We start from the raw sequence: 15,330 nt of genomic DNA, 5'->3' as shown, positions 1-15,330 counted from the left end.
AACCCTTTATTTACCATGTTTGCATGTGGTGCGTGGCGATATGGCCACGCATCGAAAGGAAGTAAATAGAAATTAACGCGATATCTTGCTTGTAGGGCAAAAGCAGGTAAAACGACACACGTGGCCGGAGTCGGGTTCACCCGCCAAGGGACAACGGGAAAAGGTAAGAAGTGAAAATGAAGGCTGGTTCAAAGTTCTTGAACGCAGTGTCGGCGGTTGCGCTGTCTGCTAGTGTTGTTGCGTCGGGCGCCGGTGTGCTGGTGCTTGCCTCTGCTCCCGCTGCCGAGGCAGCTACCATTCGTAGCGTACAGGTCCGCGGCGCTCAGCGCGCCGGCGAAGAAGCTGTCCGTTCGAACCTCACAATCCGTCCCGGCGTTGCATTCGCCGCGAGCGACATCGACGAGTCTGTGAAGCGTCTCTATGCGACCGGATTTTTCTCCGATGTCCGCATCAGCGTTTCCGGTAGCGCGCTTGTCGTTACCGTCAGCGAAAACAAGCTGATCAACCAGGTCGTCTTCAACGGCAACCGCAAGATCAAGGACGACAAGCTCGCTGGCGCCGTTCAGACGCAGCCACTTGGCCCTTACAACCAGTCCATGATCAACGCCGACATCGAGCGCATCCGCGAATCGTATCGCGCGATTGGTCGTAGCGACGTTGAAGTCACGACGCAGACCGCCGATGTCGGCCAGGGCCGCGTCAACCTTGCCTTCGTCATCAACGAAGGTGACCGCACCAAGATTGCCAACATCACCTTTGTTGGAAACCAGGCCTATGGCGACGGTCGTCTGAAGTCGACGATCATCACCAAAGAATCCGGTCCACTGTCTTTCCTGACCCGCAAGGATGTCTACAGCGAAGACAAGCTGCGCGCCGACGAAGACACGCTCCGCCAGTTCTACTACAATCACGGCTATCCGGATTTCCGGGTCGTGTCGTCGCAGGCGGTTCTTGATGAGTCGACTAACCAGTACAACATCACCTTCACGGTTGAGGAAGGTGCTCGCTACCAGTACGGCAACATTGCCGTTGAATCGACGGTAGAAGGCATCTCCGGTCAGGACCTGGAGGGTCTCGTCGAGACCAATTCCGGCAGCACCTACGATGCCCGTGAAATCCAGAAGACGATGGATGCGATTTCGAAGCGCGTCTCGTCTGCCGGCTATCCGTTTGCGCGTGTCACGCCACGCGGCGATCGCAACTTTGAAAACCACACGATCGGCGTCTCCTACATGGTCGACCAGGGCGAGCGCGCCTATGTCGAGCGTATCGAGGTTCGCGGCAACACCCGCACCCGCGACTATGTTATTCGCCGCGAGTTCGACTTCTCCGAAGGCGATGCGTTCAATCAGGGGATGATTGCCCGCGCTAAGAAGCGTCTTGAGGCGCTTGGCTACTTCACCACCGTCAACGTGACGACGCAGCAGGGCAGCTCTGCCGACCGTGTCGTCGTGATCGTGGACGTCGAAGATCAGCCAACCGGTTCGTTCGGTATCGGTGCAGGTTACGCTGCTGGCGGTGACGGCTTCCTTCTCGAAGCATCCATCGAAGAAAAGAACTTCCTCGGTCGTGGCCAGTACATCCGCGTTGCGGCAGGTGCCGGTACGGACGACGCGCGCAGCTACAGCATCTCGTTCACCGAGCCTTACTTCCTCGGTTACCGTCTTGCTGCCGGCTTCGACATCTTCAAGAGCACGACCTCTTCGAACGATTACTACGACTATAGCGAACAGGGAATCACCCTGCGCGTAACGGCGCCGATCACTGAAGAGCTGGCGACGACGTTCCGCTACACCTACAAGACGATCAAGTACGAAGAAGACGGTGCTTTTGGTGGTGACGGCCTGCCGTTTACGCTTGATGACAAGGTGTCGCAGACCTACGCGAACCTGATCGACGAAGGCAAGTATACGCAGTCGTCAGTGTCGCAGTCGCTTGTCTACAACTCGCTGGACAGCCAGACGCTTCCACGTGAAGGTCTGTTTGCATCCTTCACGCATGAATATGCCGGCCTCGGTGGCGACTCCGACTTCTACAAGGTCACAGCCCGCGCCCGTTACTTCCACCTTCTTTCGACCGAAGCAGATCTGGTTGGTTCGATTGCCGTCGGTGGTGGTCATGTGTTCAAGACCGGTGATGATCTGAACGTCTTCGATCAGTTCACGATCGGCGGTCGTCAGATCCGTGGCTTCAAGAACGACGGTATCGGTCCGCGCACGGACGACCACGGCGATGCTCTCGGTGGCACCAGCTACTTCAATGCCTCGGCTGAAATGACGATGCCGATGCCGCTCATCCCGGAAGATGTCGGTTTCCGTGCCGCTGTCTTTGCTGACGCCGGTTCGCTGTTCGGCAATGAAACCAAGACTTTCGGTGACAAGGTCAACGGCACCGACATGTCGATCCGCGCCTCGGTCGGCGTTGGTGTCATGTGGGCTTCGCCGTTCGGCAACCTGCGCGTCGATTACGCCGAGCCGGTCGTCAAGGAAGACTTCGACGAGAAGCAGCAGTTCCGCTTCAGCATGGCGAACCAGTTCTGATCGTCTCCGGCCGCGAAAGCGGCCGGAAACCTGTTCTGGAGCTCAGGGTTCATGGACCATAACGAATTTTTCCCGCCTCATGATGGCGTGAGCCTGCGTGAGCTGGCCGCCCATCTTGGGGTTGAACTGCTTGACGAGCGTGCCGGTGACGAACTGGTACGGTCTGTCTCGCCCGTCGCGCGTGCGCGCAAAGGCGATATCTGCTACATCCTCTCCAGGAAAAGCCGCGCCGATCTCGAGACCTGTGAAGCGTCGGCAATCCTTTGCGATCCGGGCCTGAAATCCATCATTCCAGATCACATTCCGGTGCTTGCGACGAAGAAGCCGCATACGGCTTTCGCAGAGGCCGGCGCGCTTCTGCATCCCATCGCGCTTCGTCCATCTCCGGTAACATCGCAGTCCGGCATTTCTCCCGCGGCCTTTGTCGATCCGACGGCGAGGCTCGAGCCTGGTGTCGAGATCGAGCCCATGGCGGTGATCGGTGCGCGTGTCGAAATCGGCAGCGGCACACGGATTGCTGCCGGCGCCGTGATCGGTGCTGACGTGAAGATCGGCCGCGACTGCACGATCGCCTCTGGCGCCAGCATTCTGTCAGCATTGATTGGCAACAACGTCATCATCCACAATGGCGCCCGGATCGGTCAGGACGGCTTCGGCTATGCGCCCGGCCCGAAAGGCATGCTCAAGATCGTGCAGGTCGGTCGTGTCATCATCCAGGATCACGTCGAGATTGGCGCCAATACGACGATCGACCGCGGCACGATGGATGACACTGTGATCGGCGAGGGCACCAAGATCGACAATCAGGTTCAGGTCGGCCATAACGTCCGCATCGGTCGCCATTGCGGTATCGTGTCTGGCGTCGGCATTGCCGGATCGACCCGTATCGGCAATGGCGTAATGATCGGTGGTGCGAGCGGCGTTAACGGTCACATCTCGATCGGTGATGGCGTGCAGATCGCAGCAATGAGCGGCGTGGTCGCCGATATCCCGGCCGGGCAGACCTATGGCGGAATTCCGGCGCGGCCGATAAAAGACTTTTTGAGAGACATGGCGGAGATCATGTCGCGTTCCGATGACCGGGCGAAACGCCGAGGAGATAAGAAAAATGACGGATGAGACCAAGCCGGAGCTCGGCGCGGCCGACATTCAGGAAATCATGCGCCTTCTGCCGCATCGCTACCCGTTTCTCCTGGTCGACAAGATCATCGAGATCGATGGCGACAGCTCGGCTGTTGGCATCAAGAACGTGACGGCAAACGAGCCCCATTTCACCGGTCATTTTCCCGAGCAGCCGATTATGCCGGGCGTTCTTCTCGTCGAGGGCATGGCACAGACTGCCGGCGCGATCTGTGCGCGCAAGCAGGGTGGGGCTGGCAATCTCGTCTACTTCATGACGATCGACAACGCGCGTTTCCGCAAGCCGGTCGTGCCGGGTGACCGCGTGGAATTTCATGTCGTCAAGCAGAAGCAGCGCGGCAATATCTGGAAGTTTCATTGTGACGCCAAGGTCGATGGTCAGCTGGTTGCGGAAGCCGATATCGGCGCCATGATGCGCAAGGAAAGCGAATGAGCATGATCTCGGCCAGCGCGCGCATCCACCCTTCGGCCGTGGTCGAGGATGGCGCCGTGATTGGCGAGAACGTCGTCGTTGGACCGTTCTCCCATGTCGGCCCGCGCGTGGTGCTGAAGGACAATGTCGAGCTCATCTCGCATGCGGTAGTCGGTGGCAAAACCGAGATCGGCAAGGGATGTCGGATCTTCCCGATGGCGGTCATCGGTGGTGTGTCGCAGAGCCTTCACGAAGCTGGTGAGGATTCGAGCCTGACCATTGGCGACAACTGCACGATGCGCGAAGGCGTGACGATGAACACCGGTACGACGGGCGGTGGTGGCAAGACGGTCGTCGGTGACAATTGCCTCTTCCTTGCAAATTCGCACGTCGCGCATGATTGCCAGCTCGGCAGCCATATCATCATGTCCAACAACGTGATGCTGGCTGGTCACGTGCAGGTCGCCGATCGTGCGATCCTGGGCGGTGGCTGCGCCGTTCACCAGTTTACCCGCATCGGTCGGCAAGCCTTCATCGGTGGACTTTCCGCCGTCAACTACGACGTCATTCCGTTCGGCATGCTGAACGGCAATCCCGGTCTTCTGGGTGGCCTGAACGTCGTCGGCATGACCCGCGCCGGCATTGATCGCGCAACGATCCATATCGTTCGTCGCGCATTCAAGAAGATCTTCGAAGGCGAGGCAAATGTTCGCGCCAATGCCGCAGCGATCCGCGACGAGTTTGCCGATTGCCCGGAGGCCATGGAAATCATCGATTTCATCACAGCCGATAGTGACCGCGCGATCTCATCGCCTTTCCGCAGGAAGGGCTGATGGTCGCGGCCGGCGCCCCTGGCCAAGCGCGAGAGGGCCGGCTGGCGATTATCGCCGGTAAAGGCTTTTTGCCAGCCTACCTGGCGGATGCCGCACGTGTTGCAGGCGAAGATCCGTTCATCATCCAGCTGAAGGATGAGGCGGATCATCGCTTTGACGGGTTCGACCATGTGTCGCTCGGCGTCGGCGATCTTTCAGGGATCGAGAAGAGTTTTCGAGAAAGAGGCATCCGTCGCGTCGTGATGTCGGGCGGCGTCGCAAGGCGCCCTGAATGGCGCGACATTCATCCAACCTTCAAGACCCTGATCAAATTGCCCTCCGTCGTGCGCACACTGCTATCAGCCGGCGATGACGCAGTGCTGCAGATGGTGATCAAGTTGATCGAGGCCATGGGTTGCGAAGTTCTGGGTGCCCACGACATCGCGCCGGGCCTGCTGGCGAAGGTCGGTCCGCTTGGCCAAGTGTCTCCAAGCGGTGACGATCTGCGCGATATCGAACGCGGTGTCGAGGCTGCGAGTGCGCTCGGCAATCTCGATATTGGCCAGGGCGCTGTCAGCGTCGGCGGCCGCGTTGTGGCACTCGAAGGTGTCGAGGGAACTGACCGGATGATGCAGCGCGTTGCCGAACTGCGCGCCGAGGGACGTATCTCCACGCGTCGCAAGGGCGTGCTCGTCAAGCTCTGCAAGCTCCACCAGGATATGCGCGCGGACCTGCCCACCATCGGGCCATCCACCGTCGAACATGCCGTCGCGGCCGGGCTGGCGGGGATCGCGGTGGAAGCGGGCAGGGCGCTGGTGCTGGAAGAAGCAAAGCTGATCAAAGCTGCTGACGCCCACGGCATTTTCGTCTGCGGCATCGATCAGGCCCTTCCGTCGAGAGGATTGTGATGAACCAAGGTTTGAAGGTTGCGATCATCGCCGGCGAAGTGTCGGGCGATCTCTTAGGGGCAGACCTCATCGCGGCACTGAAGGCGTCCTACGCCGGTCCCGTCGAACTGATCGGGGTGGGCGGTGATGCACTGTCGGCCCAAGGCCTTCAGTCGCTGTTCGATTTCTCCGAATTGTCGATCATGGGCATCACCCAGGTGCTCGCGCGTCTTCCCAACCTGATCCGTCGCATCAACCAGACGGCGGCTGCGATCGTCGCCGCAAAGCCCGATGTGCTTGTCATCGTCGACAGCCCTGACTTTACCCACCGAGTGGCAAGAAAGGTGAGGGCGGCCCTGCCGGATCTGCCGATCGTTGATTATGTCTGCCCCAGTGTCTGGGCCTGGAAGGAATATCGTGCCAAGGCGATGCTCTCCTATGTCGACCTCGTTCTTGCCGTCCTTCCGTTCGAGCCGGAAGCGATGCGGAGGCTGGAGGGTCCGCAGACAGTGTTCGTCGGTCACCGGCTGACCAATGATGCGGATCTCCTGAGGGTCCGTGCTGCGCGCGCCGAGAGGCCGGTCAAGACCTCCGCCGACAAGAAGACGATCCTCTTGCTTCCGGGCTCCCGTTCAGCCGAAATCAAGGCACTCCTACCCGTGTTCGGCGAGGCTGCGCGCGAGTTCGCAGATCGCAATGGTGAGACCCGGTTCCTGCTTCCGACGGTACCGCGCCGGGAAGAACTGGTGCGGAAGATGGCCGCAGATCTGCCGGTTCATGTCGAGATTACTACGGATACAGCCGGAAAATGGGCTGCCTTCGCAGAGGCGGACGTGGCGCTGGCCGCTTCCGGCACGGTTATCCTGGAACTGGGGCTTGCGACAGTTCCTGTTGTCTCGGCTTACAAGACGGACTGGCTGATCAAGCTTCTGGCCGGCCGCATCAAGATCTGGACCGGCGCGCTTCCGAACCTGATCGCCGACTACCCGGTCGTTCCCGAATATGTCAACGAGGTCGTGCGACCCGGAAGCCTCAGCCGCTGGGCGGAACGTCTGTCCGCCGACACGCCGGAGCGCCGTGCGATGCTCGACGGGTTCGCACTTGCCTGGCAGAGACTGGACGTCCCTGTTCCGCCTGGAGAGGCCGCAGCAGGTGCGGTACTCGAACTGTTGGACAACAAAAAACCCGTTCATCGCTGAACGGGTTTTTCTTTTCGCAAAGCCTATTACAGCGCCTAGCGCTTCGAAACAGGCGTATAGTCACGCTGCGCTTCGCCGGTATAGAGCTGGCGCGGACGACCGATACGCTGCTGCGGATCTTCGATCATTTCGGCCCACTGGGCGATCCAGCCGACGGTACGCGCAAGCGCGAACAGAACGGTGAACATCGTCGTGGGGAAGCCCATCGCCTTCAGCGTAATGCCCGAATAGAAGTCGATGTTCGGGTACAGCTTCTTTTCGATGAAGTAGGGGTCCGTCAGAGCAATCTTCTCGAGTTCCATGGCGACCTGCAGAAGCGGATCGTCCTTGTGACCGAGTTCTGCCAGTACTTCATGCGTGGTCTTCTGCATGATCTTGGCGCGCGGATCGTAGTTCTTGTAGACGCGGTGACCAAAGCCCATCAGACGGAACGGATCGTTCTTGTCCTTGGCACGGGCGATGTATTCCGGGATCTTGTCGACGGTCCCGATCTCGGTCAGCATGTTGAGCGCTGCTTCGTTGGCGCCGCCGTGAGCGGGGCCCCAGAGGCAGGCAATGCCGGCAGCGATACAGGCGAACGGGTTTGCACCCGAGGAACCTGCGAGGCGAACCGTCGAGGTCGACGCGTTCTGTTCGTGATCCGCATGCAGGATGAAGATGCGATCCATGGCGCGCGACAGGACCGGGTTGACCTTGTATTCTTCGCACGGCACGGCAAAGCACATGCGCAGGAAGTTGGAGGCGTAATCCAGGTCGTTCTGCGGATACACGAAGGGCTGGCCGATATGGTACTTGTACGCCATGGCGGCGAGCGTCGGCATCTTGGCGATCATGCGCAGCGACGCAACCATCCGCTGGTGCGGATCGGTGATGTCGGTGGAATCGTGATAGAAGGCCGAGAGAGCGCCCACGCAACCGCACATGACGGCCATAGGATGCGCATCGCGGCGGAAGCCGGTGAAGAAGCGGCTCATCTGCTCGTGAACCATGGTGTGCATGGTTACGCGATGATCGAAGTCCTTCTTCTGGGCAGCCGTCGGCAGTTCTCCGTAGAGAAGCAGATAGCAGGTTTCCAGAAAGTCACCCTGTTCAGCAAGCTGCTCGATCGGGTAGCCGCGGTGCAGGAGAACACCCTTGTCGCCGTCGATATAGGTGATCTTGGATTCACAGGATGCAGTCGACGTGAAGCCGGGGTCGTAGGTGAAGGCACCGGTTTGCTTGTACAGGGCTGCGATATCGATAACATCCGGCCCAATGGTGCCCGATCGCACCGAGAGGTCGACTGTCTTATCACCAAGTACGAGATTTGCGCTTTGTTCCGTCATTCTGATCCTCCAACCTGTTGGCGGCATGGCGCCCAGAAAGCGCCATAAGAGTTAAGCGTCGCAAGTTAGCTATATGATCCTAAAGGTGATGCCAAGCGCTCCTGCGACATTTTGTGCAGCGCGAAAATAATTTAGGCAGGCCACGTTTAAAAGATGCCCAACCTCATGGTGTAAGAGGCCGTAACGTGAAGGAAAACCGCAGCTTGGCGAATGTGTTGACGAGGAGAATATAAACGCGCAGGTTGCGTTTATCAATCACCGTCTCTGCAGCGGAGCCGGCGGGATAATTCATCATGGCGAATGGCGGAGCGATTTTTGAGGCAGCCAGCAGCAAGCCGGTGATGCTTGCTTCGACACCCCACGCAATCGCACTCTGGATGCCCGAATCGGCATCGCAGACAATGCCCGCGGAAGTCCGGAATGATGGTCGAAACGACCATCATTCCGAGGATGTTTTCAGGGTATACGTGGTCAGAGACCGGCCCGTTTCCAAATGGCTGTGCACGTCGTTGAGCGAGGAGGTTTCCCACGGTCATGGGTTCCTCTTCCTGCCTGTCTTGCTGGGTGCCGGCGCTGCGATCTGGTTCGCACTTCCTTGGACGCCATCGCCATTCATTCTCGCAACCATGCTTGCGATCTCGATGGTGACCGCAGGGCTGACACGGTATCGCGCGCATCCGCTGTCTCGTGCCAACCTTGTACTCTGCATGCTTCTCTCCGGTTCTGCGCTGGCAGCGCTCGAAACCTGGCGGTGTTCGACGGTCGTGCTCGATTCGCCCGTCACGACGACCATCAGCGGGATTGTCGAACGACGCGAAGCGGATGCACAGCGCCGCTGGCGCTATATCGTGAGGATCGAGCAGACATCTGAGCCCACGCTCGCTCGTCCCCCGCAGCGGGTGTCGCTTCTTGCCAGAAGCCAACACGAACCTGCAGACATCGGAGAGCGCGTTTCCGGCCGTGCCCGTCTGTCGCCACCCTCTGGCCCGGCGCTTCCCGGATTGAACGATTTCGCCTTCTCCTCCTACTTCGATCAAATCGGGGCCGTTGGCTTCTTTTACGGCGCGCCTAGCGTACAACCGGCGATCGATGACCAACCCGGGTTATGGTCGGACATGCAGCGAGGGCTTTTTGCGCTTCGCAGCGCAATCGGCAATCGCATCCGCGATACGGTCAAGGGGGATGCGGGCGCTTTTGCTGCCGCAATCGTGACCGACGAGCGCCGTGCAATTTCCCGTGAGACGACCGAGGCGCTTCGTCTGTCCGGGCTGGCCCATATCGTCGCGATCTCAGGCCTGAACATGGCGCTGGCAGCCGGTATCTTCTTCGTCGGCGTCCGCTCCGTCCTGTCGCTGTTTCCAGGCTTTGCGCAGGCCTATCCGATCAAGAAGTTTGCCGCGTTCGGTGCGCTTGTCATGGCGACCGCCTATTACCTGATTTCCGGGTTCGGGGTTTCCGCCGAGCGGGCCTATATCATGATGGCGGTGATGCTGGTCGCCGTGCTCGTCGATCGACCCTCCATCAGCCTTCGCAACGTCGCCCTTTCGGCAATCATTATCCTCGCCATCTCGCCGTCGGAGATTTTGGGTCCGAGTTTCCAGATGTCGTTTGCGGCAACCGCGGCACTGGTGGCAGGGTTCGCCCTCTGGACGCGATATTTCGCGAAAGGTAAGGAGGATACAAAAGGTAGCAACCGGTGGATAACGGGTGTCGCGGCGACGTTCCATTTCATTGCCGGGATCGTGGTGACGTCGCTGATCGGCAGTACTTCGACGTCGATCTATTCGATCGAGCATTTCCACCATCTGACCACCTACGGCCTCGCGGCCAATCTCGCGGCCATGCCGATCATTTCCTTCGTGGTGATGCCGGCAGGGCTTGTTGGCATGTTGCTGATGCCGTTCGGGCTGGATGCTCCCTTTCTGTTCATCATGGGCGAGGGGCTGCGGATCGTCATTCGCATTGCCGAGATCGTTGCCGCATGGGGCGGCGATATTGCCATCGGCCGGCAGAACCCGCTTTTCCTGCCGCTGGCGACGGCAGGCTTTCTGCTTCTGACGCTGCTGCGCACGCCGCTGAGGCTGACAGGCGCGCTGTTCATGGCGGTGGCTTTGCTCTTTGCGGTCCGCTCAGGCTCGGCGCCGAGGCCTGATATCGTCATATCCGAAGACGGCGCGTCAGTGGGACTGATCCAGGATGACAAGATCACCCTCAATCGAACCCGGCCGCCGGGATTTATCTACGATCAATGGCGGCGAGCGCTGGTGCTTGAGACCGGAGAACAACCGCTCGCCTTGCCGGTTCTTGCCTCTTCGGAACCAGCGCGAGGTGCCAGCCTTGCGAAAAGTGATGACAGACGACCTAGACCACATTCGCGACCGGATTTGACGCGCCGGGAAATCGAATATGTCAGGGGCTTTCTTCAAGCATTCACGCCCGGACGATTTGCCTGTCTGCCGAAAATCCTGTGCGCGGCGCAGACTGCTCAGGACATCCGGATCGTCACTGTCGAAGACAACCGATACACCGGTCTTGCCTGCGATTTCGGTCGGATCATCGTCTCGCCCGGCGCACGCTTCGATACTTGCCGCTCCGGCGCCTTGCTTCTCAGCGGGCGGACGTTGCGCCGGACTGGCGCACTGGAAATCACCATTATTCCGAACGCGACAGCGCCAGACATCAAGATTACGGCGGCGATGCGAGACAGCGCACAGACCTCAAGCCGTCCGTGGACCGTCCACCGGTTCTGTGACTGGCGAACGCGACAATTCGACTTTGGCATCCCGGAGGCTGTTGCCGCGCATCTCCGGGATAACAGCGTTCTTAATGATAGCGGCGAATAAGGCCGACAAGCTTGCCCTGGACCTTCACCCGGTCGGGCGGGAAGATGCGGGTCTCGTAAGCGGGGTTCGCCGCTTCCAGCGCGATCGATGCACCCTTGCGGCGGAACCGCTTCAGGGTCGCTTCTTCCTCATCGACCAGGGCAACGATGATATCGCCCGGACTTGCGGTGCTGGCATTCTTGATGATGACGGTATCACCATCGAGGATGCCGGCATCGATCATCGAATCGCCCTTCACTTCGAGCGCGTAATGATCGCCGGAACCCAGCATCTCGATCGGAACGGCGATGTCATGGGTGTTGTTCTGGATCGCGGAGATCGGCACGCCGGCAGCGATTCGACCCATGACCGGGATGTTTGTCGAGAACGGATTGTCCGCCATGACCGGCGCCGGCTTCTGAGCGACGACCGGTTGCGTTTTGCCGAGGCTTCCCTCGATGACACTGGGAGAAAAACCCCGTCGCGGATGAAGGTTCGCCACATAGGCGTCAGGCAGCTTGATCACTTCGAGCGCGCGTGCTCTGTTCGGCAGACGGCGAATAAAGCCACGCTCCTCGAGCGCGGTGATCAGCCTATGGATGCCGGACTTCGATGCAAGGTCGAGAGCGTCCTTCATTTCGTCAAACGACGGCGGCACGCCTGATTCTTTCATCCGCTCGTGGATGAACAGAAGTAACTCCTGTTGCTTGCGTGTCAGCATGGACGGGACCCTCAGAATTGGAAACAAATGCAGAACGGACGCTATATGTTCTATCTGTGTTCCGCAAGCCCCAAATTTTTGCTCAAGAATAGTCTCATTTCAGCGTTCGATCACGTATTCAGTTCGTGCGCAGCACTTGCCGAGTTTCCCGCGATAGCCAATGTTCTGCGGAATAAGACTTTGGGGGTGTAAGTGGGTAACAAGTCAGTCGATCATTTGGTTCTGCCCGTTGCAGATCTGGCGTCAGCGCGGGGGAGGTTGACCGCTCTCGGCTTTACTGTGGCACCTGAAGGTGTTCACCCTTTCGGCACAGCCAATGCCTGCATATTCTTCGCGGATGGCTCGTATCTCGAGCCGCTGGCCATTGTGAACCGTCGGCAAGCCTCGCTTGCGGCAAAACGAGGCAACGTGTTCACCGATCGCGACATCCGCTTCCGCGGCCAGCGGAAAAGGGAAGGTCTATCGGCGGTGGTCGTCGGGACGCAGGATGCAGCGGCCGATCATAGCCGTTTTGTGGACGGGCACATGTCTGCGGGCGAGATGCTTCAATTCTCCCGCCCGATGCAGTTGCCCGATGGTGGGGAGAGCGAAGTCTCATTCCGTCTGGCGTTCGCGGCAGTTCCCGAGGTCGATGACATCTTGCTGTTTTCCTGCCAGCGCATGGCCGCATTACCGGCAGATCGCGGTGGTCTTGATGAGCACGCAAACGCCGTTACAGGCCTTCGAGAGATCGTCTTTTCTGCAGATGACCCGCTGGAGTTTCTGCCGCTTTTCGAAACCGTGTTCGAGACGCAACCCGAGCAAGGGAAAGACGGTCTGCGGATCGCAGCTGCCAATGCCGGCATCCGCATTCAATCCAACGACACGTTCAGCGACGAGTTCCGGTCTTCGATGAAGCCCTTGTTATCGTCGCGCCTCGCTGCGCGCGGGATCATCTTCAAGACCACCGATCTCGCCGTGACAGAGATCACCCTTGCTGCTAATGACGTCGCATTCATCCGCAGGGATGGCCGCGTGATCGTGTCGGCAGCCCCGGGGCAAGGTGTGGTTTTCGGTTTCGAGGAATAGTGAAATGACAGTCTCCGCCAATTCTGAAGTGTCCGTGGGCGAGGGGAGTTCGAAAGTCGTTTTCTCAAACACGGCAAAGCTCTCGCTGATTGCCGGTCCCTGCCAGATGGAAAGCCGTGATCATGCTTTCATGATCGCCGGCACGCTTGTCGAACTCTGCAAGAAACTCGGCATCGGCCTCGTCTACAAATCCTCCTTCGACAAGGCCAACCGCACGTCGATCTCCGGCAAGCGCGGCATCGGCTTGGACAACGCGATGGCGATCTTTGCCGATCTGAAGACGGAATTCGGCTTTCCCGTTCTGACCGACATTCACACTGAAGAGCAATGCGCTCTCGTGGCGGATACGATCGATATCCTGCAGATCCCCGCCTTCCTGTCGCGCCAGACGGACTTGCTCGTCGCGGCCGCAAAGACGGGTTGCGCGATCAACGTGAAGAAGGGCCAGTTCCTGGCGCCCTGGGACATGAAGAACGTCCAGGCGAAGTTCCTCGAAAGCGGCAATCCCAATGTGATGCTGTGCGAGCGCGGTGCCTCGTTCGGCTACAACACTCTCGTTTCCGACATGCGTTCGCTGCCGATCATGGCGTCGCTCGGAAGCCCCGTTATTTTTGACGCAACCCATTCCGTGCAGCAGCCCGGCGGCCAGGGCGGTTCTTCCGGCGGCCAGCGCGAATTTGTCGAAACGCTGGCCCGGGCAGCCGTCGCCGTCGGCGTTGCTGGCGTCTTTATCGAAACCCACGAAGACCCCGACAACGCGCCGTCCGACGGTCCGAACATGGTCCACCTGAAGGACATGCCGCGGCTTCTGGAAAAGCTGCTGGCGTTCGATGCCATCGCAAAAGGCTGACGGCGTCGAAAAACCGCCGAATTGACTGGATTGTAATCCGCGTGTCATCGACGATCGCACAATGTCGATGATCCGCCTGTTCGCTGAGCCTGCGAATTCAGGCTCGCACATCAACCGAGGAGAGACCCTTGACCGCCATTACCGACATCATCGCTCGCGAAATTCTGGACAGCCGTGGCAATCCGACCGTCGAGGTGGATGTTTATCTGGAAGACGGCTCGATGGGCCGCGCCGCCGTTCCGTCGGGCGCCTCCACGGGCGCGCATGAAGCCGTCGAACTTCGCGATGGTGGCAAGCGCTATGGTGGCAAGGGCGTCGAAAAGGCTGTCGAAGCCGTCAACACCGAGATCTTCGACGCGATCGGCGGCTTCGATGCCGAAAGCCAGATCCACATCGACAAGACCCTGATCGCGCTCGACGGCACCCCGAACAAATCGCGCCTGGGTGCAAACGCCATTCTCGGCGTTTCGCTTGCCGTTGCCAAGGCCGCCGCCGAATCGTCCGGCCTGCCGCTCTATCGCTATATCGGCGGCGCCTCCGCGCATCTCCTGCCGGTCCCGATGATGAACATCATCAATGGCGGCGCTCACGCCGACAACCCGATCGATTTCCAGGAATTCATGATCATGCCCGTCGGCGCCGAGACGCTGAAGGATGCCGTGCGCATGGGCGCGGAAATCTTCCACGTCCTCAAGAAGGAACTGGCAGCGCAGGGTCACAACACCAATGTCGGCGACGAAGGCGGTTTCGCACCGGGCCTGAAGAGCGCTCCGGAAGCGCTCGATTTCATCATGAAGTCGGTCGAAAAGGCTGGCTACCGGCCGGGCGACGACGTTCACCTGGCGCTTGATTGCGCAGCCACCGAGTTCTTCAAGAACGGCAAGTATGAGCTGGAAGGCGAAGGCCGTTCGCTCGAGCCTGAAGCAATGGCCGATTACCTGGCAGAACTTGCCGGCAAGTACCCGATCATCTCGATCGAAGACGGCATGTCGGAAGACGACTGGACCGGCTGGAAGTATCTGACTGACAAGATTGGCTCCAAGGTGCAACTGGTCGGCGACGACCTGTTCGTGACCAACTCGGCCCGTCTGCGCGATGGTATCCGCCAGGGCACAGCCAACTCGATCCTCGTCAAGGTCAACCAGATCGGATCGCTCACCGAGACGCTCGATGCTGTCGAAACAGCGCACAAGGCGAGCTACACGGCCGTCATGTCCCACCGTTCGGGTGAGACGGAAGACTCGACGATTGCGGATCTCGCCGTCGCCACCAACTGCGGACAGATCAAGACCGGTTCGCTGTCGCGCTCTGATCGTCTGGCCAAGTACAACCAGCTGATCCGTATCGAGGAAATGCTTGGGCCGCAGGCCGCCTACGCGGGCCGCTCGATCCTCAAGGCCTGATCATTCCGGTCGACTGAGGCAGACTATCCGAGAGCCCGCGCCATCTGCGCGGGCTTTTGCGTTTTACAATTCGTGATCGCACCGTACCAAAAACCGATAGGTCAGCATTGTTGACCTGTCGAAACTTATGTAAACCAATGCCAAGAATATT

12 protein-coding genes are annotated in these 15,330 nt (G+C 59.5%); 10 read left to right on the top strand and 2 right to left on the bottom strand.

The window, feature by feature from the left end:
- Positions 1-176: 176 nt before the first annotated feature.
- The 6 genes from bamA to lpxB are packed head-to-tail and all read left to right on the top strand — an operon-like array spanning position 177 to position 6,990.
- Positions 177-2,540 carry an outer membrane protein assembly factor BamA gene (gene bamA / locus ACQY1L_RS07565; protein ID WP_062580420.1) on the top strand — a complete coding sequence of 788 codons (2,364 nt, stop codon included), beginning with the start codon at positions 177-179 and terminating at the stop codon, positions 2,538-2,540.
- 51 nt (positions 2,541-2,591) lie between these two features.
- Positions 2,592-3,659 (top strand): UDP-3-O-(3-hydroxymyristoyl)glucosamine N-acyltransferase, encoded by a 1,068-nt coding sequence (gene lpxD, locus ACQY1L_RS07560; RefSeq protein ID WP_430243628.1) that lies wholly within the window; start codon positions 2,592-2,594, stop codon positions 3,657-3,659.
- Complete coding sequence (gene fabZ, locus ACQY1L_RS07555) at positions 3,649-4,113, top strand: 3-hydroxyacyl-ACP dehydratase FabZ (protein WP_062457291.1); 465 nt, start codon at positions 3,649-3,651, stop codon at positions 4,111-4,113. Before lpxD ends, fabZ begins: the two co-directional genes overlap by 11 nt.
- Complete coding sequence (gene lpxA, locus ACQY1L_RS07550; RefSeq protein WP_062580424.1) at positions 4,110-4,925, top strand: acyl-ACP--UDP-N-acetylglucosamine O-acyltransferase; 816 nt, start codon at positions 4,110-4,112, stop codon at positions 4,923-4,925. The genes fabZ and lpxA overlap by 4 nt, the downstream gene beginning before the upstream one ends.
- A complete protein-coding gene (locus tag ACQY1L_RS07545) occupies positions 4,925-5,812 on the top strand; it encodes an LpxI family protein (protein ID WP_062580426.1) in 888 nt (295 codons plus the stop codon). The genes lpxA and ACQY1L_RS07545 overlap by 1 nt, the downstream gene beginning before the upstream one ends.
- A complete protein-coding gene (gene lpxB, locus ACQY1L_RS07540) occupies positions 5,812-6,990 on the top strand; it encodes a lipid-A-disaccharide synthase (RefSeq protein ID WP_062457281.1) in 1,179 nt (392 codons plus the stop codon). Before ACQY1L_RS07545 ends, lpxB begins: the two co-directional genes overlap by 1 nt.
- Before the next feature lie 35 nt (positions 6,991-7,025).
- Here lpxB and gltA read toward each other — a convergent pair whose 3' ends face one another.
- Positions 7,026-8,315, bottom strand: a complete 1,290-nt coding sequence (gene gltA / locus ACQY1L_RS07535) for a citrate synthase (RefSeq protein WP_062457278.1) — start codon at positions 8,313-8,315, stop codon at positions 7,026-7,028.
- Between the two features lie 293 nt (positions 8,316-8,608).
- Between gltA and ACQY1L_RS07530 the strand changes: the two genes are divergently transcribed.
- Positions 8,609-11,158, top strand: a complete 2,550-nt coding sequence (locus tag ACQY1L_RS07530) for a ComEC/Rec2 family competence protein (RefSeq protein ID WP_430243624.1) — start codon at positions 8,609-8,611, stop codon at positions 11,156-11,158.
- Here ACQY1L_RS07530 and lexA read toward each other — a convergent pair.
- On the bottom strand, positions 11,139-11,858 hold the full coding sequence (gene lexA, locus ACQY1L_RS07525) for a transcriptional repressor LexA (protein WP_184655098.1): 720 nt from the start codon (positions 11,856-11,858) through the stop codon (positions 11,139-11,141). The two genes, ACQY1L_RS07530 and lexA, sit on opposite strands and share 20 nt — an antisense overlap.
- 192 nt (positions 11,859-12,050) lie before the next feature.
- Here lexA and ACQY1L_RS07520 point away from each other — a divergent pair, with 192 nt between their 5' ends.
- From ACQY1L_RS07520 to eno, 3 genes are all read left to right on the top strand, one after another.
- Positions 12,051-12,926, top strand: coding sequence for a VOC family protein (locus ACQY1L_RS07520; RefSeq protein WP_430243622.1), 876 nt, complete (start codon positions 12,051-12,053; stop codon positions 12,924-12,926).
- Positions 12,927-12,930: 4 nt separating this feature from the next.
- Positions 12,931-13,776 carry a 3-deoxy-8-phosphooctulonate synthase gene (kdsA, locus tag ACQY1L_RS07515; protein WP_174196719.1) on the top strand — a complete coding sequence of 282 codons (846 nt, stop codon included), beginning with the start codon at positions 12,931-12,933 and terminating at the stop codon, positions 13,774-13,776.
- A gap of 128 nt (positions 13,777-13,904) precedes the next feature.
- Complete coding sequence (gene eno / locus ACQY1L_RS07510; protein WP_113110927.1) at positions 13,905-15,179, top strand: phosphopyruvate hydratase; 1,275 nt, start codon at positions 13,905-13,907, stop codon at positions 15,177-15,179.
- Positions 15,180-15,330: the final 151 nt, after the last annotated feature.

The sequence above is a fragment of the Neorhizobium sp. DAR64862/K0K3 genome (genome assembly GCF_050500185.1).
GTDB lineage: Bacteria > Pseudomonadota > Alphaproteobacteria > Rhizobiales > Rhizobiaceae > Neorhizobium > Neorhizobium soli.
Note: the sequence above shows the minus strand (reverse complement) of the source record. Positions and strands in the feature narration are given on the sequence as shown.